20 protein-coding genes are annotated in these 22,912 nt (G+C 73.6%); 10 read left to right on the top strand and 10 right to left on the bottom strand.

Going from position 1 to position 22,912, the window contains the following annotated elements:
* Positions 1–59 precede the first annotated feature (59 nt).
* From AB0N90_RS32055 to AB0N90_RS32025, 7 genes are all read left to right on the top strand, one after another.
* Positions 60–902: a RodZ domain-containing protein gene (locus AB0N90_RS32055; protein WP_365202501.1), complete on the top strand. Its 843-nt coding sequence runs from the start codon at positions 60–62 to the stop codon at positions 900–902.
* A gap of 93 nt (positions 903–995) precedes the next feature.
* On the top strand, positions 996–2,468 hold the full coding sequence (gene rimO, locus AB0N90_RS32050) for a 30S ribosomal protein S12 methylthiotransferase RimO (protein ID WP_365202499.1): 1,473 nt from the start codon (positions 996–998) through the stop codon (positions 2,466–2,468).
* Positions 2,465–3,298: a CDP-diacylglycerol--glycerol-3-phosphate 3-phosphatidyltransferase gene (pgsA, locus tag AB0N90_RS32045; protein ID WP_365202498.1), complete on the top strand. Its 834-nt coding sequence runs from the start codon at positions 2,465–2,467 to the stop codon at positions 3,296–3,298. The genes rimO and pgsA overlap by 4 nt, the downstream gene beginning before the upstream one ends.
* Positions 3,295–3,840 carry a CinA family protein gene (locus AB0N90_RS32040; RefSeq protein ID WP_365202496.1) on the top strand — a complete coding sequence of 182 codons (546 nt, stop codon included), beginning with the start codon at positions 3,295–3,297 and terminating at the stop codon, positions 3,838–3,840. The genes pgsA and AB0N90_RS32040 overlap by 4 nt, the downstream gene beginning before the upstream one ends.
* Positions 3,841–3,949: 109 nt before the next feature.
* Positions 3,950–4,324 carry a helix-turn-helix transcriptional regulator gene (locus AB0N90_RS32035; RefSeq protein WP_070026017.1) on the top strand — a complete coding sequence of 125 codons (375 nt, stop codon included), beginning with the start codon at positions 3,950–3,952 and terminating at the stop codon, positions 4,322–4,324.
* Between the two features lie 254 nt (positions 4,325–4,578).
* Positions 4,579–5,049 carry a DNA starvation/stationary phase protection protein gene (locus AB0N90_RS32030; protein ID WP_361677547.1) on the top strand — a complete coding sequence of 157 codons (471 nt, stop codon included), beginning with the start codon at positions 4,579–4,581 and terminating at the stop codon, positions 5,047–5,049.
* A gap of 59 nt (positions 5,050–5,108) precedes the next feature.
* On the top strand, positions 5,109–5,408 hold the full coding sequence (locus AB0N90_RS32025) for a hypothetical protein (RefSeq protein WP_365202494.1): 300 nt from the start codon (positions 5,109–5,111) through the stop codon (positions 5,406–5,408).
* A gap of 22 nt (positions 5,409–5,430) precedes the next feature.
* Here AB0N90_RS32025 and AB0N90_RS32020 read toward each other — a convergent pair whose 3' ends face one another.
* Together AB0N90_RS32020 and AB0N90_RS32015 are read right to left on the bottom strand one after the other, a co-directional pair.
* Positions 5,431–6,276, bottom strand: a complete 846-nt coding sequence (locus tag AB0N90_RS32020; RefSeq protein ID WP_365202492.1) for a DNA-formamidopyrimidine glycosylase family protein — start codon at positions 6,274–6,276, stop codon at positions 5,431–5,433.
* 522 nt (positions 6,277–6,798) lie between these two features.
* On the bottom strand, positions 6,799–11,769 hold the full coding sequence (locus tag AB0N90_RS32015; RefSeq protein WP_365202491.1) for an ATP-dependent helicase: 4,971 nt from the start codon (positions 11,767–11,769) through the stop codon (positions 6,799–6,801).
* Positions 11,770–11,878: 109 nt separating this feature from the next.
* On the opposite strand from AB0N90_RS32015, the gene AB0N90_RS32010 reads away from it, so the two are divergent.
* Genes AB0N90_RS32010 through AB0N90_RS32000 form a run of 3 tightly spaced genes read left to right on the top strand, consistent with a single transcriptional unit; the run spans position 11,879 to position 13,976 of the window.
* Positions 11,879–12,847 carry an AraC family transcriptional regulator gene (locus AB0N90_RS32010; protein WP_365202489.1) on the top strand — a complete coding sequence of 323 codons (969 nt, stop codon included), beginning with the start codon at positions 11,879–11,881 and terminating at the stop codon, positions 12,845–12,847.
* Positions 12,848–12,900: 53 nt separating this feature from the next.
* A complete protein-coding gene (locus tag AB0N90_RS32005) occupies positions 12,901–13,671 on the top strand; it encodes an AzlC family ABC transporter permease (RefSeq protein ID WP_365202511.1) in 771 nt (256 codons plus the stop codon).
* Positions 13,668–13,976 carry an AzlD domain-containing protein gene (locus AB0N90_RS32000; RefSeq protein WP_361677562.1) on the top strand — a complete coding sequence of 103 codons (309 nt, stop codon included), beginning with the start codon at positions 13,668–13,670 and terminating at the stop codon, positions 13,974–13,976. The genes AB0N90_RS32005 and AB0N90_RS32000 overlap by 4 nt, the downstream gene beginning before the upstream one ends.
* 101 nt (positions 13,977–14,077) lie before the next feature.
* Here AB0N90_RS32000 and AB0N90_RS31995 read toward each other — a convergent pair whose 3' ends face one another.
* From AB0N90_RS31995 to AB0N90_RS31960, 8 genes are all read right to left on the bottom strand, one after another.
* Positions 14,078–15,073, bottom strand: a complete 996-nt coding sequence (locus tag AB0N90_RS31995) for a hypothetical protein (protein ID WP_365202488.1) — start codon at positions 15,071–15,073, stop codon at positions 14,078–14,080.
* 198 nt (positions 15,074–15,271) lie between these two features.
* Positions 15,272–16,495 carry a beta-ketoacyl-[acyl-carrier-protein] synthase family protein gene (locus AB0N90_RS31990; RefSeq protein ID WP_365202486.1) on the bottom strand — a complete coding sequence of 408 codons (1,224 nt, stop codon included), beginning with the start codon at positions 16,493–16,495 and terminating at the stop codon, positions 15,272–15,274.
* The gene (locus AB0N90_RS31985; protein ID WP_365202484.1) at positions 16,492–16,764 is read right to left on the bottom strand and encodes an acyl carrier protein; all 273 of its coding nucleotides are present in this window, start codon (positions 16,762–16,764) and stop codon (positions 16,492–16,494) included. Before AB0N90_RS31985 ends, AB0N90_RS31990 begins: the two co-directional genes overlap by 4 nt.
* Positions 16,761–17,873 (bottom strand): beta-ketoacyl-ACP synthase III, encoded by a 1,113-nt coding sequence (locus AB0N90_RS31980; protein ID WP_365202483.1) that lies wholly within the window; start codon positions 17,871–17,873, stop codon positions 16,761–16,763. Before AB0N90_RS31980 ends, AB0N90_RS31985 begins: the two co-directional genes overlap by 4 nt.
* A 10-nt stretch (positions 17,874–17,883) precedes the next feature.
* Entirely contained in the window at positions 17,884–18,777 is an 894-nt protein-coding gene (locus tag AB0N90_RS31975; RefSeq protein WP_365202482.1) for an SDR family NAD(P)-dependent oxidoreductase, read from the bottom strand.
* Positions 18,774–19,871, bottom strand: coding sequence for a ketoacyl-ACP synthase III (locus AB0N90_RS31970; protein ID WP_361677580.1), 1,098 nt, complete (start codon positions 19,869–19,871; stop codon positions 18,774–18,776). The genes AB0N90_RS31975 and AB0N90_RS31970 overlap by 4 nt, the downstream gene beginning before the upstream one ends.
* Positions 19,868–21,754 carry an acyl-CoA dehydrogenase gene (locus tag AB0N90_RS31965; RefSeq protein WP_365202480.1) on the bottom strand — a complete coding sequence of 629 codons (1,887 nt, stop codon included), beginning with the start codon at positions 21,752–21,754 and terminating at the stop codon, positions 19,868–19,870. Before AB0N90_RS31965 ends, AB0N90_RS31970 begins: the two co-directional genes overlap by 4 nt.
* A 65-nt stretch (positions 21,755–21,819) precedes the next feature.
* Positions 21,820–22,803: an acyltransferase domain-containing protein gene (locus AB0N90_RS31960; RefSeq protein ID WP_365202479.1), complete on the bottom strand. Its 984-nt coding sequence runs from the start codon at positions 22,801–22,803 to the stop codon at positions 21,820–21,822.
* Between the last annotated feature and the right edge of the window lie 109 nt (positions 22,804–22,912).

Below are 22,912 nucleotides of genomic sequence, written 5' to 3'. Positions count from 1 at the left end.
CGTACCCCCCCTAGACTGAGCTTCCAGCACAGGTGGCTACACGCTCGAAAGGCGCCCCCGTGTCCATCGGCAACTCCCCTGAAGACGAGCGTCCCTTCCCAGACGAGTCCCAGGAAGCCCGAATCCCCGTGGGCCGTGCCCTCCAGCAGGCGCGGATCGCGGCCGGGCTCACCGTGGACGACGTCAGCAGCGCCACTCGTGTCCGCCTCGCCATCGTGCATGCCATCGAGGCGGACGACTTCGGCCCCTGTGGCGGCGCCGTGTATGCGCGCGGCCACATCCGAAACCTGGCCAGGGCCGTCCATCTCGATCCCGAGCCGTTGGTCGCCCAGTACGACGCCGAGCACGGCGGCCGGCCCGCGCCCACTCCCGCGGCGCCCCTGTTCGAGGCCGAGCGGATCCGTCCCGAGCGCCGGGGCCCCAACTGGACCGCGGCGATGGTCGCCGCGATCGTCGTGGTGATCGGTTTCGTCGGCTTCACCGCGGTCAAGGGCGGTGACGGCGGCAGCGACTCCAAGTCGCAGCTCGCCGAGGGCGCCACGCCCGCCACCAGCAAGGCCGCCTCGCCCGCGCCCACCAAGGACAAGCCCGCCGACCCGGCTCCGGAGCCCACCGACAGCGCCATCGCGGCCGCCCCGCAGGACAAGGTCACCGTCCAGGTCAGCGCCCCCAACGGACGCAGCTGGATCTCGGCCAAGGACCACAACGGGCGGATGCTCTTCGACGGCCTGCTGGACAAGGGCCAGTCCAAGACCTTCCAGGACAGCGCCAAGATCAATCTGATCCTCGGTGACGCCGGCGCGATCGAGCTGTATGTGAACGGCAAGAAGATCGAGGACGACTTCAAGCCCGGCGCCGTGGAGCGCCTGACGTACACCAAGGGCGACCCGGTCGCGGGCTGATCCGGCCCGCCCCGCGCCCCGCCGACGGGGTCGGCCGAGCTCGGCCAACCCCGTCGACATGGGCTGTCGGTGAGACAAAGTACTCTTGAGCCCATGCCTGAACGCCGTACCGTCGCACTCGTCACTCTCGGCTGCGCTCGTAACGAGGTGGATTCCGAGGAGCTCGCAGGCCGTTTGGAGGCGGACGGCTGGCAGCTGGTCGAGGACGCCGAGGACGCCGACGTCGCCGTCGTGAACACCTGTGGCTTTGTCGAGGCCGCCAAGAAGGACTCCGTCGACGCCCTCCTGGAGGCCAACGACCTCAAGGGCCATGGCAGAACCCAGGCCGTCGTGGCGGTGGGCTGCATGGCCGAGCGGTACGGCAAGGAACTGGCCGAGGCGCTGCCCGAGGCCGACGGTGTGCTCGGCTTCGACGACTACGCCGACATCTCCGACCGCCTCCAGACCATCCTGTCCGGCGGGGTGCACGCCTCGCACACCCCGCGGGACCGCCGCAAGCTGCTGCCGATCAGCCCGGCCGAGCGCCAGGACTCGGCCGTCTCGGTCGCGCTGCCCGGCCACGGCCCCACCGATCTGCCCGAGGGCCTGGCGCCCGCCTCCGGCCCCCGCGCGCCCCTGCGCCGCCGGCTGGACGGCGCCCCGGTCGCCTCGGTGAAGCTCGCCTCCGGCTGCGACCGGCGCTGCTCCTTCTGCGCCATCCCGTCCTTCCGCGGCTCCTTCATCTCCCGCCGCCCCAGCGATGTGCTCAACGAGTCGCGCTGGCTGGCCGAGCAGGGCGTGAAGGAGATCATGCTGGTCTCCGAGAACAACACGTCGTACGGCAAGGACCTCGGCGACATCCGCCTGCTGGAGTCCCTGCTGCCCGAACTGGCCGGGATCGACGGCATCGAGCGGGTCCGGGTGAGCTACCTCCAGCCGGCCGAGATGCGCCCCGGACTGATCGACGTACTGACCTCGACGCCCAAGATCGCGCCGTACTTCGACCTCTCCTTCCAGCACTCGGCGCCCGCCGTGCTGCGCTCCATGCGCCGCTTCGGTGACACCGACCGCTTCCTGGAGCTGCTCGACACCATCCGCTCCAAGGCCCCCCAGGCCGGTGTGCGCTCCAACTTCATCGTCGGCTTCCCCGGCGAGAGCGAGGCGGACCTCGCCGAGCTGGAGCGCTTCCTGACCGGCGCCCGCCTGGACGCGATCGGTGTCTTCGGCTACTCGGACGAGGAGGGCACCGAGGCGGCCACGTACGACAACAAGCTGGACGAGGACGTCGTGGCCGAGCGGCTGGCCCACATCTCCCGGCTGGCCGAGGAGCTGGTCTCGCAGCGCGCCGAGGAGCGCGTCGGCGAGAGCGTGCACGTCATGGTCGAGTCGGTGGACGAGGAAGAGGGTGTGTACGGCCGCGCCGCGCACCAGGCGCCCGAGACCGACGGCCAGGTGCTGCTCACGAGCGGCGAGGGCCTCGCCGTGGGACGTATGGTCGAGGCGAAGGTGGTCGGTACGGAGGGTGTCGACCTGGTGGCCGAGCCGCTGACCGGCTCGCTCGCGTGTAGTGAGGAGGCGGGCAGATGACCGGAGTCCCGGCATCCGCCGCGGGCGGCTCCTCCGGCGCGCAGGGCGCACGGGGCACCGCCGCCGCTGCCGACGGCGTTGCGTCCGAGGTCTCCGGTTCCGCGTCCGCTCCCGGTGAGGCCGCGCCCGGCCGGTCCGCTTCCGGCGGCGAGTCCGCTGCCGGCCGGTCCGCCGCCGGTGCCGAGGCCACGGCCGAGGGCAGGCCCGCGCGCGGCGGCAAGATCACGGCCGCTGCGGTCAACCAGGCGAGTGTGTGGAACGTCGCCAACCTGCTGACCATGCTCCGGCTGGTCCTGGTGCCCGGCTTCGTGGCGCTGATGCTGGCGGACGGCGGCTACGACCCGGCCTGGCGCTCGCTGGCCTGGGCGGCCTTCGCCATCGCCATGATCACCGACCTGTTCGACGGTCATCTCGCGCGCACCTACAACCTGGTCACCGACTTCGGCAAGATCGCCGACCCCATCGCCGACAAGGCGATCATGGGGGCGGCGCTGATCTGTCTGTCCTCCCTCGGCGATCTGCCGTGGTGGGTGACGATCGTGATCCTCGGCCGGGAACTGGGCATCACCCTGATGCGTTTTCTGGTCATTCGCTACGGCGTGATCCCGGCCAGCCGCGGCGGCAAGCTGAAGACCCTGACCCAGGGCGTGGCCGTCGGCATGTATGTGCTGGCGCTCACCGGATGGCTGGCCACACTCCGGTTCTGGGTGATGGCCGCGGCGGTCGTCCTGACCGTTGTCACCGGCCTCGACTACGTAAGACAAGCCATTGTGCTGCGCAGGCAGGGAATCGCCGAGCGCGCGGCGGCGTTGGAGGAGACGAAAGCGTGAGTTCCCCGGCCACCGAACTGGTGCGACTACTGACAGTGAGGGGCGAGACCCTCGCGGTCGCCGAGTCGCTCACGGGTGGCCTGGTGGCGGCGGAGATCACCGCGGTGCCTGGAGCCTCCAAGGTGTTCCGGGGCTCGGTCACCGCCTACGCCACGGAACTCAAGCACCGGCTGCTGGGCGTCGACGCCGCCCTGCTGGAGCGGCGCGGAGCGGTGGACCCGCAGGTCGCGGCCCAGATGGCGGCCGGGGTACGCAAGGCTCTGGATGCCGACTGGGGCATCGCGACCACCGGGGTCGCCGGCCCCGACCCGCAGGACGGCCAGCCGGTCGGCACGGTCTTCGTGGCCGCTGACGGACCGCTGACGCCGGCCCCGCCTTCCGCCGGTGGCGGAAAAGTGGAGGCCCTGCGGTTGAACGGCAGCCGTACGGAAATCCGTAGAGAGAGTGTACGGAGCGTACTCGCACTGCTGCTGGAGCGGATCGCGGGCGAACAGTTCGGAAATGAGCGGGCACAGGATACGGAACGGAACGGGGGGTTTTGATGTTTGCAGCCCTGAGTGAACACGACATCGCTCCCCGCACGGCCGCAGCGCGAGGCGGTACGGTGGGGCGTGAAGGATGCGGCTACGCGGTCCGAGGAGGGAGCCACCGATGATTCTGCTCCGTCGCCTGCTGGGTGACGTGCTGCGTCGGCAGCGCCAACGCCAGGGCCGTACTCTGCGCGAAGTCTCCTCGTCCGCCCGAGTCTCACTCGGCTATCTCTCCGAGGTGGAGCGGGGGCAGAAGGAGGCTTCCTCCGAGCTGCTCTCCGCCATCTGCGACGCGCTGGACGTACGGATGTCGGAACTCATGCGTGAAGTGAGCGACGAACTGGCGCTCGCCGAGCTGGCCCAGTCCGCCGCGGCCACCGAGCCCGTACCCACGCCGGTCCGTCCGATGCTGGGTTCCGTCTCGGTGACCGGTGTGCCACCGGAACGGGTGACCATCAAGGCACCCGCGAAGGCGGTGGACGTGGTCGCCGCCTGACAGACGCGGCGCCGCGCCCGACGGGCACAGCCAGACACAGCCAGACATGGACGAGGCCCCGGCCGGGCTTCTCGGGAAGATCCCCGGGGAGCGTGGCCGGGGCCTCGTGCTGTGCGCCCGTATGCGCCTGGTGCTGTACATCCGTATGTGTGTATGTATGCGCTCCTGTGCGTCCGTTTGCCGGGTCCCGGTGGGGCGGTCATGGTGGAGGGACATGTCGGCCGTGAGGGCCGCAGGAGCGCCGGAGGAAGCGGATGTACGTCGTGAAGAGCCCGTTGGCCGACGCGGACCTGAAGACCGTGGCCGAGGCGCTGCAAGGCGCGCTGGTCGATCTGGTGGACCTGTCCCTGGTCGCCAAGCAGATCCACTGGAACGTCGTCGGGCCCCGCTTCCGCTCCGTCCACCTCCAACTGGACGAGGTCGTCGCCTCCGCCCGCACCCACTCCGACACGGTGGCCGAGCGCGCCTCGGCACTGGGCGTCCCGCCGGACGGCCGCGCCGCCACCGTTTCCTCGACCAGCGGCATCAAAACGACTCCGTCCGGATGGATCAAGGACGGGGACGCGGTCGGTGCGATGGTGGACGCCCTCGGCTCCGTCATCACCCGGATGCGGGAGCGCGTGCACGCGACCGAGGAGCCGGACCCGGTGTCCCAGGACATCTTCATCGCGATAACCGCCGACCTGGAGAAGCATCACTGGATGTTCCAGGCGGAGAACGCGTAGCGTCCGCCGGTGCCGTCGGGCAGCGGGTGCGAGCCGGCGTCCGGCGGGAGGTGGCGGGCATGACGGGGCGGGCGGTGCGCCGGACGCTGGCGCTGGCATGCGGCGCGGTCTGGTGGTGGGCCGTGCTGCGGCTCGCCCTCGGGCAGGGCGCGGGCGTGCTGGAGGCCGCCGTCGCGGCGGGCGGATGGGGGCTCAGCGTGCTGCCGGTGCACTGCGCGCCCAAGGGGAAGGCGGAGGGGGAGCTGGCCCCGGGGCGGTGGGCGGCGGCATGGCGGGCGGGGGAGACCGCTGCCGGTACCGGTGTCGATGCCGACAGGCTGTCTTCGCAAGGGCGTTCGGGGGAAGTCCCCGGCCCGTGAGCCGTCGGGTTCGGCGGGTGCGTCAGGTGGGGGTACGACGATGTCGCTCACGCCAGCGCTGGGGGGCGCCCGGCGCCGGGGCGGGGCCGGTCTGGCAGGTGGGGCACCAGTAGGTGGGGCGGTCCTGGGAGCCGTCGCCCTGATCGGCCACGCGGATCGGGGTCTGGCAGTGCAGACAGGGGCGGGGTGCGCGGCCGTACACGAAGAGGTCCTGGTGGCGCAGGCCCGTGGTCCGGCGGACCGGGCGGTCGCGGTTGGCCTCCAGCAACCGGTGTGCGAGGCCGGGCAGCTTCGCGGCGCGGTCGGCGGGGAGCGCGCCGACGGGCAGCCAGGGGGTGGCGCCGAGCAGGAAGCACAGCTCGCTCTTGTAGATGTTGCCGATCCCGGCCAGATTGCGCTGGTCGAGCAGGGCCTCGCCGAGGGGACGGGCGGGGTCCGTGCGCAGATTGGCCAGCGCGAGTTCGGGGTCCCAGCCGGGGCCGAGCAGATCGGGGCCGAGGTGGCCCACCACCTGCTCCTCCTCGGTGCTGCGCAGCAGTTCGAGAACTTGGAGGCGGTAGCCGACGGCCGTGCGGTGGTCGGTGCCGAGGATCACGCGGATCTGGTGCCCGGGGCCGCCGCGCCAGCGCTCGCCCGCGTCGTACACCTTCCACGCGCCCTCCATGCGCAGATGCGTGTGCAGGGTCAGGCCGCCCTCGAACCGGGTGAGCAGATGTTTGCCGCGCGGAACCGTGCTCAGCACCCGGCGGCCGGTGAGATCGACGGTCGCGTACTTCGGCACCCGGAAGTCGCTACGGATCAGCACCTCACCCGCGAGCGCCTCATGCAACCGCCGCGCGGCCTGCCAGACCGTGTCTCCTTCGGGCATGGGTCAAGGGTGCCATGGGGGGAGGTGGGTGGATGGGGGAGGGCGTCGGCAGGGGGCGGTGACGGGAGTGGGGGCGGCCTGGTGGAGGGGGGCGGGCCCGAGGGGGTGTGGGGCGGTCCGAGAGGGGGTGGGAGGGGGTGGCGTGTGAGGTGCCGGACCCGGGACGGCGTGGGGTGTGAGGGGCCGGACCTGGGAGGGCGTGCGGTGTGAGGGGTCGGTCCGTTCGCGGGGCGGGCGTGGGGGAGCGGGGGCGCGAGAGGGCCCGCCGGGGTGGTCGGCAGAGCATCGATGAAGGCGGGGTGCGAGGGTTGGCGGGATGGGTGGAGGCCCCGGGGCAGGGCGGGCCCCGGCCTGGTGCCTCGGCGCGGCGGCGGGGCGGGGCGGACCCGCGCCGCGATGCCTCGGTGTGGCGGTGGCGCCCGCTCCGGGCGTCATGCCCGGGAAGTCCGTCCGTCCTGGCCGGGCGGCGCGGCTGGAGGTCGGCCGGCGCGCCCGGTCTTGAGCCCCGTCGCGTGCTCCGGCTCACGCTCTCAGGCGCAGCCCCCGTGGTGTGGCCACGAAGCCCGCCGATTCCAGCAGGGTGCCTATGGGGGAGGTCAGGGCCGGGGTGTTGTTGATCCGTTCGACGGTGACCGTGCCGAGGGAGCCGGCGCGAGCGGCGGTGGCCAGGGCTTCGGCGGCGGTTCGCAGTCGGGGGTCGTCCATGGCCGCGGTGTCCGGGGTGATCGGCCAGGCCAGGAGGGTCTTGCCGCCGCGCTCCATGTACAGGGTCAGCTCGCCCTCCACCAGGACGACCAGGGAACCCGCCTTGCGGCCCGGTTTGTGTCCGGCGCCGGTCGGTGGCTCGGGCCAGGACAGGGCCGCGCCGTAGGCGTTCGCCGGGTCGGCCGCGGCGAGGACGACGGCACGGGCGTCGGGGGAACGGTCCCGGCCGCGGCTTGGCTGCGGGCCCCGGTCTTTCCAGGGGGAGCCCGAGCCGTGGCCGGTGGCGCCCCCGCCGCCCCGAGGGCCGCCGTAGCCGGGGGCGGAGAAGGGGTCGGCGAGGTCGCGGGGAGAGTCATGGCCGCCGGGGTCGGCCGGCGGCCAGGTGAAGTCGCCGTCGAGACCGGGGTGGGCGAAGCCCGCGTCGGCGCCGGAAGGGGACGGGCTGCGGCCGTGCGGGCCGCCGTCGATGCCCGGGAAGCCGTTCGGGTCGGTGAAAGCGGGTGCCGGGAAGCCGCCCGCCGGGGCGGGCAGGGACTCGCCCCGGTCCCGCGCGTTGGACACCGCGCGCAGCCGGTCCACCGCGCCGTCCATGGCGAACTGGGCCGCGCCGAGCCCCTCGACCACATAACCGCGTCTGGCCTGGCCGCTGTCCTCGAAGGCGGACAGCACTCGGTACACCGCCGAGAAGCCGCCTGCCACGCCCTCCGCGGCGACCGCGCCCCGGGTCACCACGCCGTGCCGGTCCAGCAGGGTGCGGGCCAGCGCGTGCGCCCGCACCGTGGGGTCGGGCTCGGCCGCGGGCAGCAGGGACCAGCGCCCCGCGACGGTCGGCGGGCCGGTACGGGAGGCCGTACGCGCCGCGGCCGTGAGGGAGCCGTAGCGTCCGCGCGGCACGGCGCGTTTGGCGCGGTGGGCCGTCGAACCCGCCGTACGGCCCGAGCCCAGCAGGGAACGCATCGGCGCCAGCGTGTCATTGGTGAGCCGGCCCGACCAGGCCAGGTCCCAGAGGATGTCGGCCAGTTGGGGATCGGTGGCGTCGGGATGCGTGGTGGCGCGGACCTGGTCGGCGATCTGCCGGAAGAACAGGCCGTAGCCACCGGACAGTGCGTCCAGGACGGACTGGTGGAGCGCGGTCGGCTCCAGCGGGAGCGGTGGTGGGAGCAACAGCGGTGCCGCGTCCGCCAGATAGAGGCAGACCCAGCCGTCCTTGCCGGGCAGCGCGCCCGCGCCGGCCCACACCACTTCGCCGGCCGCGGTCAACTCGTCCAGCATCGACGGCGTGTAGTTCGCCACCCGGGACGGCAGGACCAGCTTCTCCAGCGCGGAGGCGGGCACCGAGGCGCCCTGCAACTGCTCGATCGCGCGCACCAGTCCGTCCACACCGCGCAGCCCGTGTCCCTTGCCGATGTGCTGCCACTGCGGCAGGAACTGGCCGAGCGCGGCGGGCGGTACGGGCTCCAGTTCGTGCCGCAGGGCCGCCAGGGAGCGGCGGCGCAGACGCCGTAGCACCGTGGCGTCGCACCACTCCTGGCCGATGCCCGCCGGATGGAACTCGCCCTGCACCACCCGGCCGCTCGCGGCGAGCCGCTGGAGGGCGCCGTCGGTGATCGCGACGCCCAGGCCGAAGCGGTCGGCGGCGGTGGCCGAGGTGAACGGGCCGTGCGTACGGGCATAGCGCGCGAGGAGGTCGCCCAGGGGGTCCTTGACCGGTTCGGTGAAGGCCTCCGGGACACCGACGGGCAGCGCGGTGCCGAGCGCGTCGCGCAGCCGGCCCGCGTCCTCGATCGCCGCCCAGTGGTCGGCGCCGGAGATCCGGACCTTGATCGCCCGGCGGGCCCCGGCCAGCTCCCGCACCCAGTGCGGATCGGCGCCCCGCGCGACCAATTCGGCCTCGGTGAGCGGGCCGAGCAGCCGCAGCACATCGGCCACGCCCTCCACGTCCTTGATCCGGCGGTCCTCCGTGAGCCACTGGAGTTCGCGCTCCAGCTCGGTCAGCACCTCGGCGTCGAGCAGTTCGCGCAGCTCCGCCTGGCCGAGCAGTTCGGCCAGCAGATGGGAGTCCAGGGAGAGCGCGGCGGCCCGGCGCTCGGCCAGCGGGGAATCGCCCTCGTACAGGAACTGGGCGACATACCCGAACAGGAGGGAACGGGCGAAGGGGGACGGCTCCGGGGTGGTGACCTCGACCAGGCGCACCTTGCGGGACTCGATGTCGCCCATCAGCTCGGCCAGGCCCGGCACGTCGAAGACGTCCTGGAGACATTCGCGCACCGCCTCCAGGACGATCGGAAACGAGCCGAACTCGCTCGCCACCTGGAGCAGTTGGGACGCGCGCTGACGCTGCTGCCACAGCGGGGTGCGCTTGCCCGGGCTGCGGCGCGGCAACAGCAGGGCGCGCGCGGCGCACTCGCGGAACCGGGAGGCGAACAGGGCCGAGCCGCCGACCTGTTCGGTGACCACCTGGTCGACCTCGCCCTTGTCGAAGGCGACGTCCGCCGCGCCCACGGGCGGCTGCTCGCTGTCCGCATGGAAGGGCGCGCCCGGCTTCATGGGCTCCTGGTCGAGCAGGTCCAGGCTCAACAGGTCGGCGTCGGGCAGCCGCAGCACGATGCCGTCGTCGGCGTGCATCACCTGGGCGTCCATGCCGTACCGCTCGGACAGCCGGGCGCCGAGCGCGAGCGCCCAGGGGGCGTGCACCTGGGCGCCGAACGGGGAGTGGACGACGACCCGCCAGTCGCCCAGTTCGTCGCGGAAGCGCTCCACGACGATCGTACGGTCGTCCGGAACATGGCCGCAGGCCTCGCGCTGCTCCCGCAGATACGCCAGTACGTTGTCCGCCGCCCACGCGTCCAGTCCGGCGGCGAGCAGCCGCAGCCGGGCGTCGTCCTCGTCCAGCGAGCCGACCTCGCGCAGGAACGCGCCCACCGCGCGGCCCAGTTCGAGCGGGCGGCCCAGCTGGTCGCCCTTCCAGAACGGCAGCCGGCCCGGCACGCCCGGCGCGGGGGAGACCAGGACCCGGTCGCGGGTGATGTCCTCGATACGCCAGGAACTCGTGCCCAGGGTGAAGACGTCGCCCACCCGGGACTCGTAGACCATCTCCTCGTCCAGCTCGCCGACCCGGCCGCCGCCCTTCTTGGGGTCGCTGCCGACGAGGAAGACCCCGAACAGACCGCGGTCCGGGATGGTGCCGCCGGAGGTGACGGCCAGCCGCTGGGCACCGGGGCGGCCGGTGACGGTGCCGGCCACGCGGTCCCACACCACCCGGGGGCGCAGTTCCGCGAACGCGTCCGAGGGATAGCGGCCCGCGAGCATGTCGAGGACCGCGGTGAACGCCGATTCCGGGAGCGAGGCGAAGGGGGCCGCGCGGCGGACCAGGGCGAGCAGGTCGTCGAACTGCCAGGTGTCCAGGGCCGTCATGGCGACGAGCTGCTGGGCGAGTACGTCCAGGGGGTTCGCGGGCACCCGCAGGGACTCGATGGCGCCCGAACGCATCCGCTCGGTCACCACGGCCGCCTGCACCAGATCGCCCCGGTACTTGGGGAAGACCACACCGGTGGAGACGGCGCCCACCTGGTGTCCGGCGCGGCCGACACGCTGGAGCCCGGAGGCCACCGAGGGCGGCGACTCCACTTGGACGACGAGATCGACGGCGCCCATGTCGATGCCCAGCTCCAGGCTGGAGGTGGCGACCACGGCGGGCAGCCGGCCCGCCTTCAGGTCCTCCTCGACCAGTGCGCGCTGCTCCTTGGACACCGAGCCGTGGTGGGCCCGGGCGATCACCGGGGGCGCGCCCTGGGCCGCGCCCGAGCCGCCCATCAGCTGGGCGGGGGAGTGGTGCTCGGCCAGCGGCTCGCCCGTCGCGCGCTCGTAGGCGATCTCGTTGAGCCGGTTGCACAGGCGCTCGGCCAGGCGGCGGGAGTTGGCGAAGACGATGGTGGAGCGGTGCGACTGGACCAGATCGGCGATCCGCTCCTCCACATGCGGCCAGATCGACGGCCGCTCCCCGCCGTCGGCCGCGTCGGTGGCCGGGGAGCCGCCCAGCTCGCCCATGTCCTCGATCGGTACGACCACGGAGAGGTCGAACTCCTTGCCGGACTCCGGCTGGACGATCTCCACCTTGCGGCGCGGCGAGAGATAGCGGGCGATCTCGTCCACCGGGCGCACGGTCGCGGACAGGCCGATCCGGCGGGCCGGCTTGGGGAGCAGTTCGTCCAGGCGCTCCAGAGTGAGCGCGAGATGCGCGCCGCGCTTGGTGCCCGCGACCGCGTGCACCTCGTCCAGGATCACCGTCTCCACGCCCGTGAGCGCGTCGCGGGTGGCCGAGGTCAGCATCAGGAAGAGCGACTCGGGGGTGGTGATCAGGATGTCCGGCGGCCGCGTGGACAGCGCGCGGCGCTCGGCGGGCGGGGTGTCGCCGGAGCGGATGCCGACCTTGACCTCGGGTTCCGGCAGGCCGAGGCGGACGGATTCCTGGCGGATGCCGGTCAGCGGGCTGCGCAGATTGCGCTCGACGTCGACCGCGAGGGCCTTCAGCGGCGAGACGTACAGCACCCGGCAGCGCTTTCGCGGGTCGGCCGGGGGCGGGGTCGCGGCCAGCTGGTCCAGGGCGGCGAGGAACGCGGCCAGCGTCTTGCCGGAGCCGGTCGGCGCGACCACCAGCACATCCGAACCCGCCTGGATGGCACCCCACGCGCCCGCCTGGGCCGCGGTGGGCGCGGAGAACGCCCCCGTGAACCAGCCGCGGGTCGCGGGGGAGAAGCCGTCGAGGGCCCGATGTACGGAGCTGACCATGCGTCCATCCTGCACCCGACCACTGACAATCGGGCTGACCTGGGCAAATGCCCCGCCGTCGGGGTTGGGCGAGGGGCGGGACGCGGCCGCCGCGGCGGACAATGGGCCTATGGCAGGCACGGCTGGACGACAGGGTGACCGCCCGACCCGCGACCGGGCGGGGCAGGCGGGGCGGGCGGTGGAGCGGGCGCGGCACTGGCGCTACGAGGAACTGCCCGGCGTCGATCTGCTGCGCGCCCGGTACGTCCACAAGACCTTCGTCCGGCACACCCACGAGAACTTCGTGATCGCCGCCATCGCCGACGGTGTCGAGGTGTTCCACCACGGCGGCTCCGACGTCTGCGCGGGCGCGGGAGCCCTCGCGCTGGTCAATCCGGACACCCCGCACACCGGCCGGGCCGGGGTCCCGGAGGGCTGGCGCTACGGCGCGGTCTACCCCGCGCCCGAGGTGGTGGCGGCGATAGCGGCGGAGACCAGCACCCTGCGCGGCGCCCCCGGCTTCGTCAGCCCGGTCCTCGACGACCCCGCGACCGTCCGCCTCGTCCACGAGGTGCTCCGCGCCGCCGAGGAGGGCAACGCGCTGGCCGCCGACACCCTGCTCCGGGTCGCCGTGACACGGCTGCTCCGGCTGAACGGCGGCACCCTGCCCGAGCGGCGGCCCCGCACGGCCGGGGCCCGGATCGCGGCACGCGCGCGGGCCGTGCTGGAGGAACGCATGGCCGAGCCGCCGACCCTTGAGCGGCTCGCCACCGACCTCGGGACCAGCCCGTTCGCGCTGCTGCGGGCCTTCCGCGACAGCTACGGGATGCCACCGCACGCCTGGCTGACCGACGCCCGGGTGCGGCGCGCGCGGCTCCTCCTGGACACCGGCACCCGGCCCGCCGAGGCTGCCGTCGCCGTCGGCTTCACCGACCAGCCGCACCTCAACCGTCACTTCGCCCGGATCGTCGGCGTGCCCCCGGGCGCCTACCAGCGGGAGCGCGACGTCGTACGCGGGCGCGCGGAGGTACGGGGGCGTGCGGAGGTACAAGGGCGTGCGGACATACGGGAGCGCAAGAACGTACAAGACGCGGACTGACGTGCGCCCGTAGCGTTCCGGGCGTGGCACAGCAGCAGACAGCACCAGTGGACATGGCGGACGGGGCGGCCAAGCCCGACGCGGCGGTCGTACGGGACGCCCTCGGAGTCGGCGTCGCCGTAGGACTGTCCGGGTTCGCCTTCGGGGTGACCTCGGCCGGGGGCGGGCTCGGACTCCTCCAGACCTGCGCGCTCAGCCTCCTGGTGTTCACCGGCGCCTCCCAGTTCGCCCTGGTCGGAGCGCTGGCCGCCGGAGGCAACCCGTACACCGCGGCGGCCGGGGCCTTCTTCCTGGGCGTACGCAACGCCTTCTACGGGCTGCGTCTCTCCCAGCTCCTCGCCCTTCCGCGCGCGGTGCGGCCCTTCGCCGCCCAGTGGGTGATCGACGAGACCACGGCGGTCACCCTGGCGCAGCCGACCCGGCGCGCCGCCCGGATCGGCTTCACGGTCACCGGAGTCACCCTCTACGTGCTGTGGAACCTCACCACCCTGCTCGGCGCGCTGGGCGCCAAAGCCATTGGCGACACACGCGCGTGGGGGCTGGACGCGGCAGGGCCCGCCGTGTTCCTGGCCCTGCTCGCGCCGATGCTGAAGACGTCCACCGAACGCGCGGTCGCGGGCCTCGCGGTGCTGCTGGGGCTCGGCCTGCTGCCCGTGCTCCCGGCCGGCGTGCCGGTCCTGGCGGCAGCCCTGGCCGCGCCGCTCGCCCTGTTCGTGTCCGGGCGGCGCGGGCCTCGTGACCCACAGGACCTGGAGAAGGTCTCGAAGGGCAAGGCCAAGGGCAGCCCCGAGGCCAGGGCCGAGGCGATGGAGGAGGGCCGGTGAACACCTGGATCGCGATCGGTCTGACCGTGCTCGGCTGCTACGCCGTCAAGCTCGCCGGCCTGCTGGTGCCGGCCCATGTCATCGAGCGGCCCCTCGTACGGCGGCTCGCCGCGCTGCTGCCCGTCGCCCTCCTCGCCGCGCTCACCGCGCAGCAGACGTTCGCCCAGGGGCACGCGCTGATGCTGGACGCCAGGGCCGCGGGGCTCGGGGCGGCCGCCGTGGCCCTGGTGCTGCGGGCGCCGTTCCTGGTGGTCGTCGGCGCGGCCGTACTGGTGACGGCGGGCGTCCGGGCCCTCGGCGGCTGAGCCGTCGTACATCGCATCGGACCCGAACCGGCATCAGAACCGAAACCGGCATCGGACCCGAACCGGCATCGGACCCGAACCCGCACCGCGTTTGAACCTGATCAGCCCACGAAGCGGCCGTACGCCCGCAGCGTGCACAGTGCCTCGATCGTCGTCAGGGCGCGCGCCTCGAACGCGGGGACCGGTGCCCAGGGTCGGCGCCGGACCGGCCAGCCGCCGTCCTCCTGCTGCCCGGCGGCCAGGTGGTCCAGGGAGCGGGCCATCTCCTCGTCGGTGAACCAGGCGCGCGCGAGCGAGGCGGGGCTCTTGGCGAAGTCGTGCGGGAAGTGGCGCGGACCCGGCCCCGGGTCACCCCGGTGCGCCACCTGCGGGGGGACCCGGCGCTCTCCCGCCGCCGGACGGTCCGGGCCCAGTGCCGCGAGCCGCTGTGCGCGTACCAGACGGCCGAGCCGGTCCGCGGCGGCCTCCGCGCGCGGGCGGTCGGGAACGGAGTCCAGGAAGGCCACGGCAGCCAGCACCTCGTAAGGACGCGGCTGCTCCAGGTTTGCGACGGCCTGCCAGCAGAAGTCGGTGGCCCGGAACAGCCAGGCGTGCCACACCTCGTTGCGGTGCAGCAGCCCCACCACGGGACCGGTGGCCGCCAGCGAACCGCGGGAGGCCGTCGGTGCGGGGGTGTCCGAGGCGGTGGGAGAGCCCTGGACGAGCGGCGCCGCCGGATACCCGCGCCCGCTCGGATGGACCGTCGGCAGCGCGCCGTCCGCCGTGGAGACGGAGGTCAGATAGCGGCACACACGCTCCACGCGCTGCCCGCCGCAGCGCCCGACGGCGTCCAGGACGCGCAGCGCGTGCGCGGTGTGCAGGGGCTGGCTCACCGGTCCGCGCAGATCGGGCTCCAGGGCGTGCCCGTACCCGCCGTCCTCATTGCGATAGGCGTCCAGCGCCGCCTCCACCGCGTCCGGGGCGCCGCGCAGGAAGTGGTACGCGAACAGGCGCTGTTCCAGCACGCGCGCGGTGAGCCACATGAACTGTTCGGCGCTGAAGAGCGGGGAGCGCGCCGGGGGCGTGCAGGGGAGTGGGGAAGCTCCGGTTTCGGCCATGCGTCAGACCGTAGGACGGAACGCGGCCTTGGCAAGCGGTCCCGGGCGGGCCCCACTCTCAGGGGCGGGATACCGGGTTCACGCGGTTGACGGTCTCTTAGGACATGACTTCGGGCGTGTTCTCCCTTCCTTGTCGTATGTACGACGGTCCTTGTCACGTGTACGAAGACTTCTCGTCACGTGTACGAAGATTTCTCGTCATGCGTACGAGGGCGCCGCGAACGCGAGGACCGTGTTGTGGCCCCCGAAGCCCAGGGAGTGGCTGAGGGCCAGGCGGACGGCCTGCGCGCGGGGAGCGCGGGTGACGATGTCCAGGCCGGCGGTGGTGTCGTCGGGGGCGGAATGGTTCGCCGTGGGCGGCACGGTCCCGTGCGCGATGGTCAGGACGGTGACGGCGGCCTCGATGGCGCCCGCCGCTCCCATGGTGTGCCCGAGGACGCCCTTGGCCGAGGTGACCGAGGGGGGCCTGCGGGGGTAGAGGTCCCTGATCACGGCCGCCTCCGCCGCGTCGTTGAGGCGGGTGCTCGTCCCGTGCGCGTTGATGTGGTCGACGTCCTCGGGGCACGCGCCCGCGGCTGCCAGGGCCGCCATGGTGGCCGCCCGCAGCCCCGCCCCCTCGGGATGCGGCGCCGTGGGATGGTGGGCGTCACTGGTGCTGCCGTGGCCGGTGAGCAGCGCCATCGGCAGGGCCCCGCGCGCCCGTGCGTGCGACTCGCGCTCCAGGAGCAGCACACCGCAGCCCTCCCCCAGGACGAAGCCGTCGCGATCCTTGTCGAAGGGGCGCGAGGCACGTTCGGGTTCATGGTCCCGGCGCGACAGGGCGCCGAGTTTGGCGAACGCGGACGCGCACAGCGGGGTCACCATGGCGTCGGTCCCCGCGGCGACGGCGATGTCACAGGCGCCGCAGGCCAGCAGCAGAGCGGCCGTGACGACGGCCGTGGCGCCCGACGCGCAGGCCGTGGAGGTCCCCAGGGAGGGGCCCGTTACGCCCAGTTCCAGGGCCAGTTGGCCCGCCGCCATGTTGGGCAGGAACGCGGGCAGGGTCATCGGCGAGAGGACACCGTGACCGGCGGTGAGCAGCTTGCGGTGCTGGGCCTCCAGCGTGCCGACCCCGCCCGCCGCCGTGCCCACGACCACCGCCACCCGCGCCGGATCCCATTCCGCCGGCTCCAGACCGGCGCCGGCCAGGGCCTCTTGGGCGGCGGTGAGCAGAAAACGGGTGGCTGGGTCGAACCGCCAGAGCCGGCCGGGATGCGCGTCCGGCGGGGGCACGCGGCACGACATGGTCACCGGGCCGTCGTACAGGGCGGGATCGCTGCGTGCCGCAGGCCTGCCCGCGCACAGGCGCTCCCAGGTGGGGCCCACTCCGATCCCGCCCGGGGCCACCAGCCCGAGCCCGGTGACGGCGATCCGGTCGCTCACCGTCCGCTGCCGTCGTGCGGCACCGGCTCAGTGGGCAGCGCCAGTTGCTCGCTCACCGAGTGGGCGACCTCGGCGACGGTCAGCTCCGCGGACGCCGCCGAGTCGTCCAGGGCGATATTCCACTCCTCCTGGAGGGTGACGTAGAGCTCCACCACGGCAAGGGAGTCCAGGTCGAGTTCGCCGAGGGTGGCTGTGGGCCCGACGCGGTCGGCGGGGACCTCGAACTTGTTGTGCAGCAGGGTCACAAGACGGTCGTAGACACGGTTCACGAGTCGCTCCTCGACGATGTGAAGGGGTGGTCGGCGGACGGCGGTCGTTCGGACAAGGGGGTGACATCGGGCCAGTTGAGGGCGGCGGAGGCCCAGGTGAGTCCGCCGCCGAACGCGGTCAGCAGCGCGCGTGCGCCCGGTTCGACACACTTGTGGACCGAAGGGTCGGCCAGCACCAGCGGGATGGAGGCGGCGGCGGTGTTGCCGAGTTCCCCGATGTTGCCGAACCGGTGGGCGGACGCGATCCCCAGCCGGTCCGCGACCGAGTCCAGGATGCGCTGATTGGCCTGGTGGCCGACGAAGGCCCGTACGGTCTCCGGTGCCCAGCCGGCCCCTCGGAGCGCGGACTCGGCGGACCGGGTCATCCGGCGGACCGCGTGCGCGTAGACCGCGCGGCCCCGCATCCGGAAGTAGTGCCCGTCCGGGTCGGTGCCGGGCAGCCGGTGGGGGTGCCGGGAGCCGCCGTAGGGGATGGTGATGAGATCGCCGCCGCTGCCGTCGGAGCCCAGATCGAGGGCGCCCACGGCGCCGGGTTCGGCCGCGTCGCCCGCGGTGACGAGGACCGCGCCCGCGCCGTCGCCGAAGATCGGCGCGGTCTCCCGGTCGAGCGGGTTGACGATGGTGGTGTAGGTGTCCGAGGCGATCACCAGCACCGTGGCGCAGGTCCCGGCGCGGATCAGCGCGGTCGCCATGGCCAGGGCGTACAGGAAGCCGGAGCACACCGCGGAGAGGTCGAACGCCGGTATGCCGTCCAGGCCGAGCCGGTGCGCCACGGTGGGCGCGGTGGCCGGGCAGGGGTGGTCGGGCGTGCCGGTGGCCAGCAGCAGCATCTGGGGGCGCCGGTCCCCGGCGGAGGCGAGGGCCGCCCGTCCGGCGCCGACGGCGAGGTCCCCGGTGCTGGTACCGGCGTCCGCGTGGCGCCTGCGGGCGATGCCGGTGCGTTCCCTGATCCAGGCGTCGTCCGTGCGCAGTCCGCCGCGCGCGATCACGGTGTCGTTGTCGACCACGCGCGGCGGGAGGCAGGCGCCGATGCCGGTGATGACGGCGGTGGGGCCGTCCGGCGAACCGGGGACCGGTGGGCGCACAGGAGTGTCGAGGGTTTCGTCCACGGGTGGCCACTCACTCCGCGGCGAAGGGCGAGGGGGGCTTGGGGTGGCCGGCCAGTCCGCCGTCGGCGACGGACAGTCCGCCGTCCACGACGAGCGCGTGCCCGGTGACGATGGAGGAGGCGGGGGCGGCGAGGAACAGCGCGGCGCCGGCCACCTCGTCCGCATCGGCCCAACGGCCCATCGGCACATGGCTGGTGAGCCAGTCGGACACCGGGCCCGGCGCGCTGGCGAAGGCGGTCATGTCGGTGCGGGTCCAGCCGGGGCACAGCGCGTTGACGCGGATCCCCTGCCGTGCCCAGCCGACCGCGAGACTCCGCGTCAGCGATATCTGGGCCGCCTTGGTCGCGGCGTACGCCTCCATCATCGGGGCGCCGACGATCCCGGCGGCCGAGGACATCAGGATCAGACTGGCGCGCGAGGACTCGGCCAGGTGCGGGTACGCCGCCCGGCACAGCGCGGCCGTGGCGTTGAGATTGACGGCGACGACCGCCTCCCAGTCCTCCTGGCGGGCGTGCTGGAGCGGGGCCATCAGGGGGCTGCCGTCCGCCGCGGTCGGCAGGGTGCCCGCGTTGTGGACGACGATGTCCAGGCCGCCCAGCGCCGCGCTCGCCCGGTCGACCAGCGCCTCGGCGACACCCGGCAGGGCGAGGTCGCCGTCCAGGACGACGGCCTTGCGGCCACGTTCCTCCACGGCGCGCACGGTGTCCTCCAGGGCGGGCAGGGTCCGCGCGGTCAGTGCCAGATCGCATCCGGCGTCGGCGAGTGCCTCCGCGACCGCCTTGCCGATGCCCCGGGACGCGCCGGTCACCAACGCGCGCGCGTCGTCCAGGCGGAACAGGTCCATGACGTTCGTCGGGCGGTTCGTGTCGTTGACCGAGTGGCCCTCGGCGTTCGTGGTGTTCATCGGGCTGCTCCTTGTGAGGTGGACCGTTCGGCCGTCCGGTCGGTGGACGGTACGGATCGCGGGCCGGCCGCGGGGTCCGCGGCGACGGTGGGCGCGCCGCTCCAGGTGAGCAGTGCGCTGCCCCAGGTCATGCCGGCGCCGAAGGCGGCCAGCAGGATCCGGTCGCCGGGTTTCAGCGGCCGGGTGTCGACGGCGCGCGCCAGGGCGTACGGCGTGCTGGCGGCGCCGATGTTGCCCACCTCGTCGCCGACGACCACCAGGCGGTCGTCGGGGATGCCGAGGTCGGCCCCGATCCGCCGCAGCAGTACGGGGTTTGGCTGGTGGGCGACGACACAGTCCACGTCCGCCAGCGTCAGCCCCGCCCGGTCGAGGGCGTCGGTGATCAGCCGGGGGAAGACATCCGTGATGAACCGGCCGATGGCACGGCCGTCCATGCGGATGAAGTGGTCGCGCCCGGCGAGTGTGGCCGCGCTGGCCGGACGGCGGCTGCCGCCCGCGGGAATGAGCACCCGGTCGGCGAGCGCGCCGTCGGAGCCCAGGCTGAACTGCGCGAACCCCCCGGGTTCGGCCACCGGCCCGAGTACGGCGGCCGCCGCTCCGTCGGCGAACAGCACGGCGGTGCCCCGGTCGGCCGGATCGAGGAACCGGGAGTACGCCTCGACACCGACGGCGACCGCGTACCGGGTGCCCTCCTCGGCCGTACGCAGCCAGTCGTGGGCCACCTTGGCGGCGAACAGCCAGCCCGAGCAGGCGGCGCTGACGTCGAGCGCGACCGCGCGGTCGGCCCCGGTCAGCGTCTGGATCCGGCAGGCGGTGGCCGGGCCCAGCTCGTCGGGTGTCGAGGTGCCGCAGATCAGCAGGCCGATGTCGGCCATGTCGAGACCGGCGGCCCGGACCGCCGAACGGACCGCGTGCGCCGCCAGGTCGGAGGCGGCCTCGCCCGGGGCGGCGACATGGCGTTCACGGACGCCGGTGCGTTCGCTGATCCATTCCGGTGTGACACCGGCGCCCGCGGCCACCTCCGCGTTGCCGCGGACCGTGGAGGGCAGATAGGTGCCCATGCCCAGGACGCCGATGGGGCGGGTGTACGTCATGTGATGGCTCCTCGGGTCCAGGTGAGCGTGGCCCGCAGCGCGGCGTTGTAGTCGGCCGCGGCCAGCGGGGCGTCCGTCGCCCCGTCGCCGTGCACGAACGCCTCGGTGAGCAGGGGGAGATGGGGGCGCAGTTCGTCGCAGAGATGGTCGATGACATCGGTGAGCGCCTGGACGTCCGCGGGCCGCAGGGTCTCGTGCGCGAGCAGCGAGGCGGACCAGCGGCGGGCGGCCATGGCCCCGTGCAGGGCGGCCAGCGAACCCAGGACGGCGTGCGCGCTCGCGTCGCGTACCTCGCCGAGCACGTTTAGGACGTCCTCGGCCATCAAGCCGTCGGCGTACAGCTCGCCCAGGAGGCCCGCGTCCTCCAGCAGCGGGTTCCAGGCATCGAACGGCGAGCCGTGCTTCACGTCACGCAGTCGGGCCGCGAGGTGTGCGGCGAGCCCGGCCCGGTGGGTGCGGGCGATTTCCGGCCACCAGGAGGGGGAGGTGGCCGAGGGCCGCGCCGCGCCGTCCGCCGCGCCCGCGGTCGGGGCGGGCGCGTCCGCGCTCTCCTCGACCAGGGAGCGCCCGATGTCGTACAGGATGAGCTGGCTGTCCCCGCCCGCCGCGTCGAAGGCGTGGTGGAAGCCGTGGTACCCGGCCAGCCGGTTGACGTCCAGATGACCGGAGAAGCCGCACCTGCGCTGGCATTCCGCGCTGACCTCGGCGGCGAGCCGTACGGAGGCGGCCTTGTACGCGGCGAGCGGCCGGTTGACGGCCGTCCAGGGAGTAAACCCCATCGCATCGGAGTCGTCGCCGGCCGAGGGCGCGCCGAGGGATTCCGTCCACAGGGCGCGCGCCCCGTGCGCGGCGCAGGTCAGCGCGAAGGCGTCGGCCAGCGCGCCGAGGACCGCGCGCTGCTGGGTCCGGTACGACAGCAGTGGCACGCCCGGCGCCAGCCGGCTCTGGGTACGGCGCTGCCGCGCGTAGTTGACCGCCTGTACGGCGGACTGGCGGGCGGTCGCGGCGGCCACGGCCGGCATGAGCGCCCACAGCCCCTGACCCACCCGCAGGGTGCGCTGGAGCCGGCGCTCGGCCGATCCGGCCGGGTCGTGGAAGGTGCCGTCCGCACCGATGACCGCTCCGTCGGCCAGCCAGTGGGCGTCGGGCACCCGCAGCCGCCGGAACCGCACGAGGACGTAGTCCAGGGGCAGCGCGCCCAGGCCGATCGGCGACGACAGCTCGACACCGGGCAGCGGACCCGTGCGGTCGGTCAGGTCGACCACGAAGCCGAAGACCCCCCGGTCGGTGCCGTCGGTGAACAGCCGGGCGAGCACCACCGCTGTCTGGGGGACGCCGGGCGTGCCCGCGCTGCCGAACTTGGCCGCCTCGGCGTCCGGCGTGTCCAGGACGAACTCCCGGGTGGCCGGGTCGTACGCGGCACGGGTCCGGGTCGCCAGATGGCTGTTCGCCTGGCCTGCCTCGGTGATCAGGTAGACGCCCTTGGCGCGGCCGGCGGTCAGGGCCGTCATACGCTCCGTCAGATACGCTGGATCCGAACCGAGTTGGGCCATGGAGCCGAGGCAGAGCGTGTGGTGCACCAGCGCGGCCAGGCACAGCGGCGGGTCGGCGACGGCGGCCCAGGCATGGACGGCCGCGAGCCGCGCCGGGTCCTCGAAGATCTTCTCCGGGGCGGGCAGGGCCTGACCCATCAGGCCGAGTTTCCGGAGCAGTTGGGCGCCGCCGGACGGGCGGGAGTCGGCGTCGTCACTGGTGTTGGTGTTGGTGTTGGTGTTGGTCTCGGTGTCGGCGCGCGGCTTGCGGAGATTTTCGGGAGGGCACGGGCCGTGCAGGATCCGGTGCAGTTCGGCGCAGGCGGTGACGGGCAGGGTGTCGGTGAGCATGGGTGGGCCTCCGGGGGAAGAGGGGGGTCACCGGGGGAGCGGGCGTTGCCGGGGGAAGGGGGGTGTCACCAGAGGAAGTCGGGGTCCGCGAGCGGCGCGTGCACGGGCGGCCCGCCGCACGGGTCCAGCACCCGGCGCGCCGCGGTCGCCAGCGCGTCCCCCGTGCCCGCTTCGAGGAGCAGGTCCGGGCGGCAGGTGTGCAGTTGGTGCAGCACGGTGGGTACGACGGCGGGTTTGACCAGGCAGTCGGCCAGGCCGAGGCGCAGCTCGTCGTCCGGGCGGTAGGCGCGCCGGGCCACGGCGGAGAACACCGGGCAGCGGGGCCTGGACCAGGGGTAGGCGCGCAGCAGGGTGGCGAACGCCTCGGCCTGCGGGGCGAGCGCGGGGTGGTGCGAGGAGAACGGCAGTCGCAGCCGGACGGCGGACGTGCCGAGTTCCCCGGCCGTCTTCTCCACCCGGATCAGGTCGGCTGTGGGGCCGGAGACCACCACCGTGTGGTCGTCGTTGACCACCGCCACCACGGTGTCCGCGGCGCCGGCCGTCGCGAGCAGCCGGGCGGCGTGGTCCGCCGCGCAGCCGAGCACGGTCAGCCCGCCCGGGCAGAAGGCCAGGACCCGCGTGAGGTCGAGGGCCGCGCGCGCCCCGTCCGCCACCGTGAGCACACCGGCGGCGGCGACCGCCGCGATCTCTCCGAAGCTGACGCCGACGACCGCGGCCGGCGGCCCGTAGGCACGGCTCAGGGCCCGGTGCACCGCCAGCGAGGCGCCGTACATGGCGAGTTGGAGGGTTCCGGCGGGTGCCTCGGCGAGTTCGCGCGCGCTCGGCGGCCGGGAGCCCAGTAAACGTGACGCGAGAAGGGGCAGATCGTGTTCGGCGGCTATGTCGTCGAGCTGTCCGAAAACCTCGCCCACGGCGTCGCGCAGGACGTCCGCGGTGCGTACGGCGTGGACCAGAGAAGTGACGGAGAAGTCACCTTGCCCAGGGAACAGATGAACGGGACGCTTCCCTGAGGGCCGGGAAGGAAGTCCATGGGTGGAACGGGTGGACATCGGGCACTTTCCTTCGATCAAGGGGGCGATGCGCGCGGGACGAGGGGTGGGGGGTCCCGCGGGGCTGTGGTCGCCGCGGCTCTTGGCGCATGACGAGCCTGCCGGAACC

Origin of the sequence: Streptomyces sp. NPDC093018 (assembly GCF_040684035.1) — a bacterium.
Classification (GTDB): Bacteria; Actinomycetota; Actinomycetes; order Streptomycetales; family Streptomycetaceae; genus Streptomyces; species Streptomyces murinus.
This window is presented reverse-complemented; position numbering and strand designations above follow the sequence as displayed.

Bases quoted from the DNA above. Each gene is read 5' to 3' on its own strand.
- rimO (WP_365202499.1), top strand. From the start codon at position 996: ATGCCTGAACGCCGTACCGTCGCACTCGTCACTCTCGGCTGCGCTCGT.
- pgsA (WP_365202498.1), top strand. From the start codon at position 2,465: ATGACCGGAGTCCCGGCATCCGCCGCGGGCGGCTCCTCCGGCGCGCAG.
- AB0N90_RS32035 (WP_070026017.1), top strand. From the start codon at position 3,950: ATGATTCTGCTCCGTCGCCTGCTGGGTGACGTGCTGCGTCGGCAGCGC.
- AB0N90_RS32030 (WP_361677547.1), top strand. From the start codon at position 4,579: ATGTACGTCGTGAAGAGCCCGTTGGCCGACGCGGACCTGAAGACCGTG.
- AB0N90_RS32025 (WP_365202494.1), top strand. From the start codon at position 5,109: ATGACGGGGCGGGCGGTGCGCCGGACGCTGGCGCTGGCATGCGGCGCG.
- AB0N90_RS32020 (WP_365202492.1), bottom strand. From the start codon at position 6,276: ATGCCCGAAGGAGACACGGTCTGGCAGGCCGCGCGGCGGTTGCATGAG.
- AB0N90_RS32015 (WP_365202491.1), bottom strand. From the start codon at position 11,769: ATGGTCAGCTCCGTACATCGGGCCCTCGACGGCTTCTCCCCCGCGACC.
- AB0N90_RS32010 (WP_365202489.1), top strand. From the start codon at position 11,879: ATGGCAGGCACGGCTGGACGACAGGGTGACCGCCCGACCCGCGACCGG.
- AB0N90_RS32005 (WP_365202511.1), top strand. From the start codon at position 12,901: ATGGCGGACGGGGCGGCCAAGCCCGACGCGGCGGTCGTACGGGACGCC.
- AB0N90_RS31995 (WP_365202488.1), bottom strand. From the start codon at position 15,073: ATGGCCGAAACCGGAGCTTCCCCACTCCCCTGCACGCCCCCGGCGCGC.
- AB0N90_RS31975 (WP_365202482.1), bottom strand. From the start codon at position 18,777: ATGAACACCACGAACGCCGAGGGCCACTCGGTCAACGACACGAACCGC.
- AB0N90_RS31970 (WP_361677580.1), bottom strand. From the start codon at position 19,871: ATGACGTACACCCGCCCCATCGGCGTCCTGGGCATGGGCACCTATCTG.
- AB0N90_RS31965 (WP_365202480.1), bottom strand. From the start codon at position 21,754: ATGCTCACCGACACCCTGCCCGTCACCGCCTGCGCCGAACTGCACCGG.
- AB0N90_RS31960 (WP_365202479.1), bottom strand. From the start codon at position 22,803: ATGTCCACCCGTTCCACCCATGGACTTCCTTCCCGGCCCTCAGGGAAG.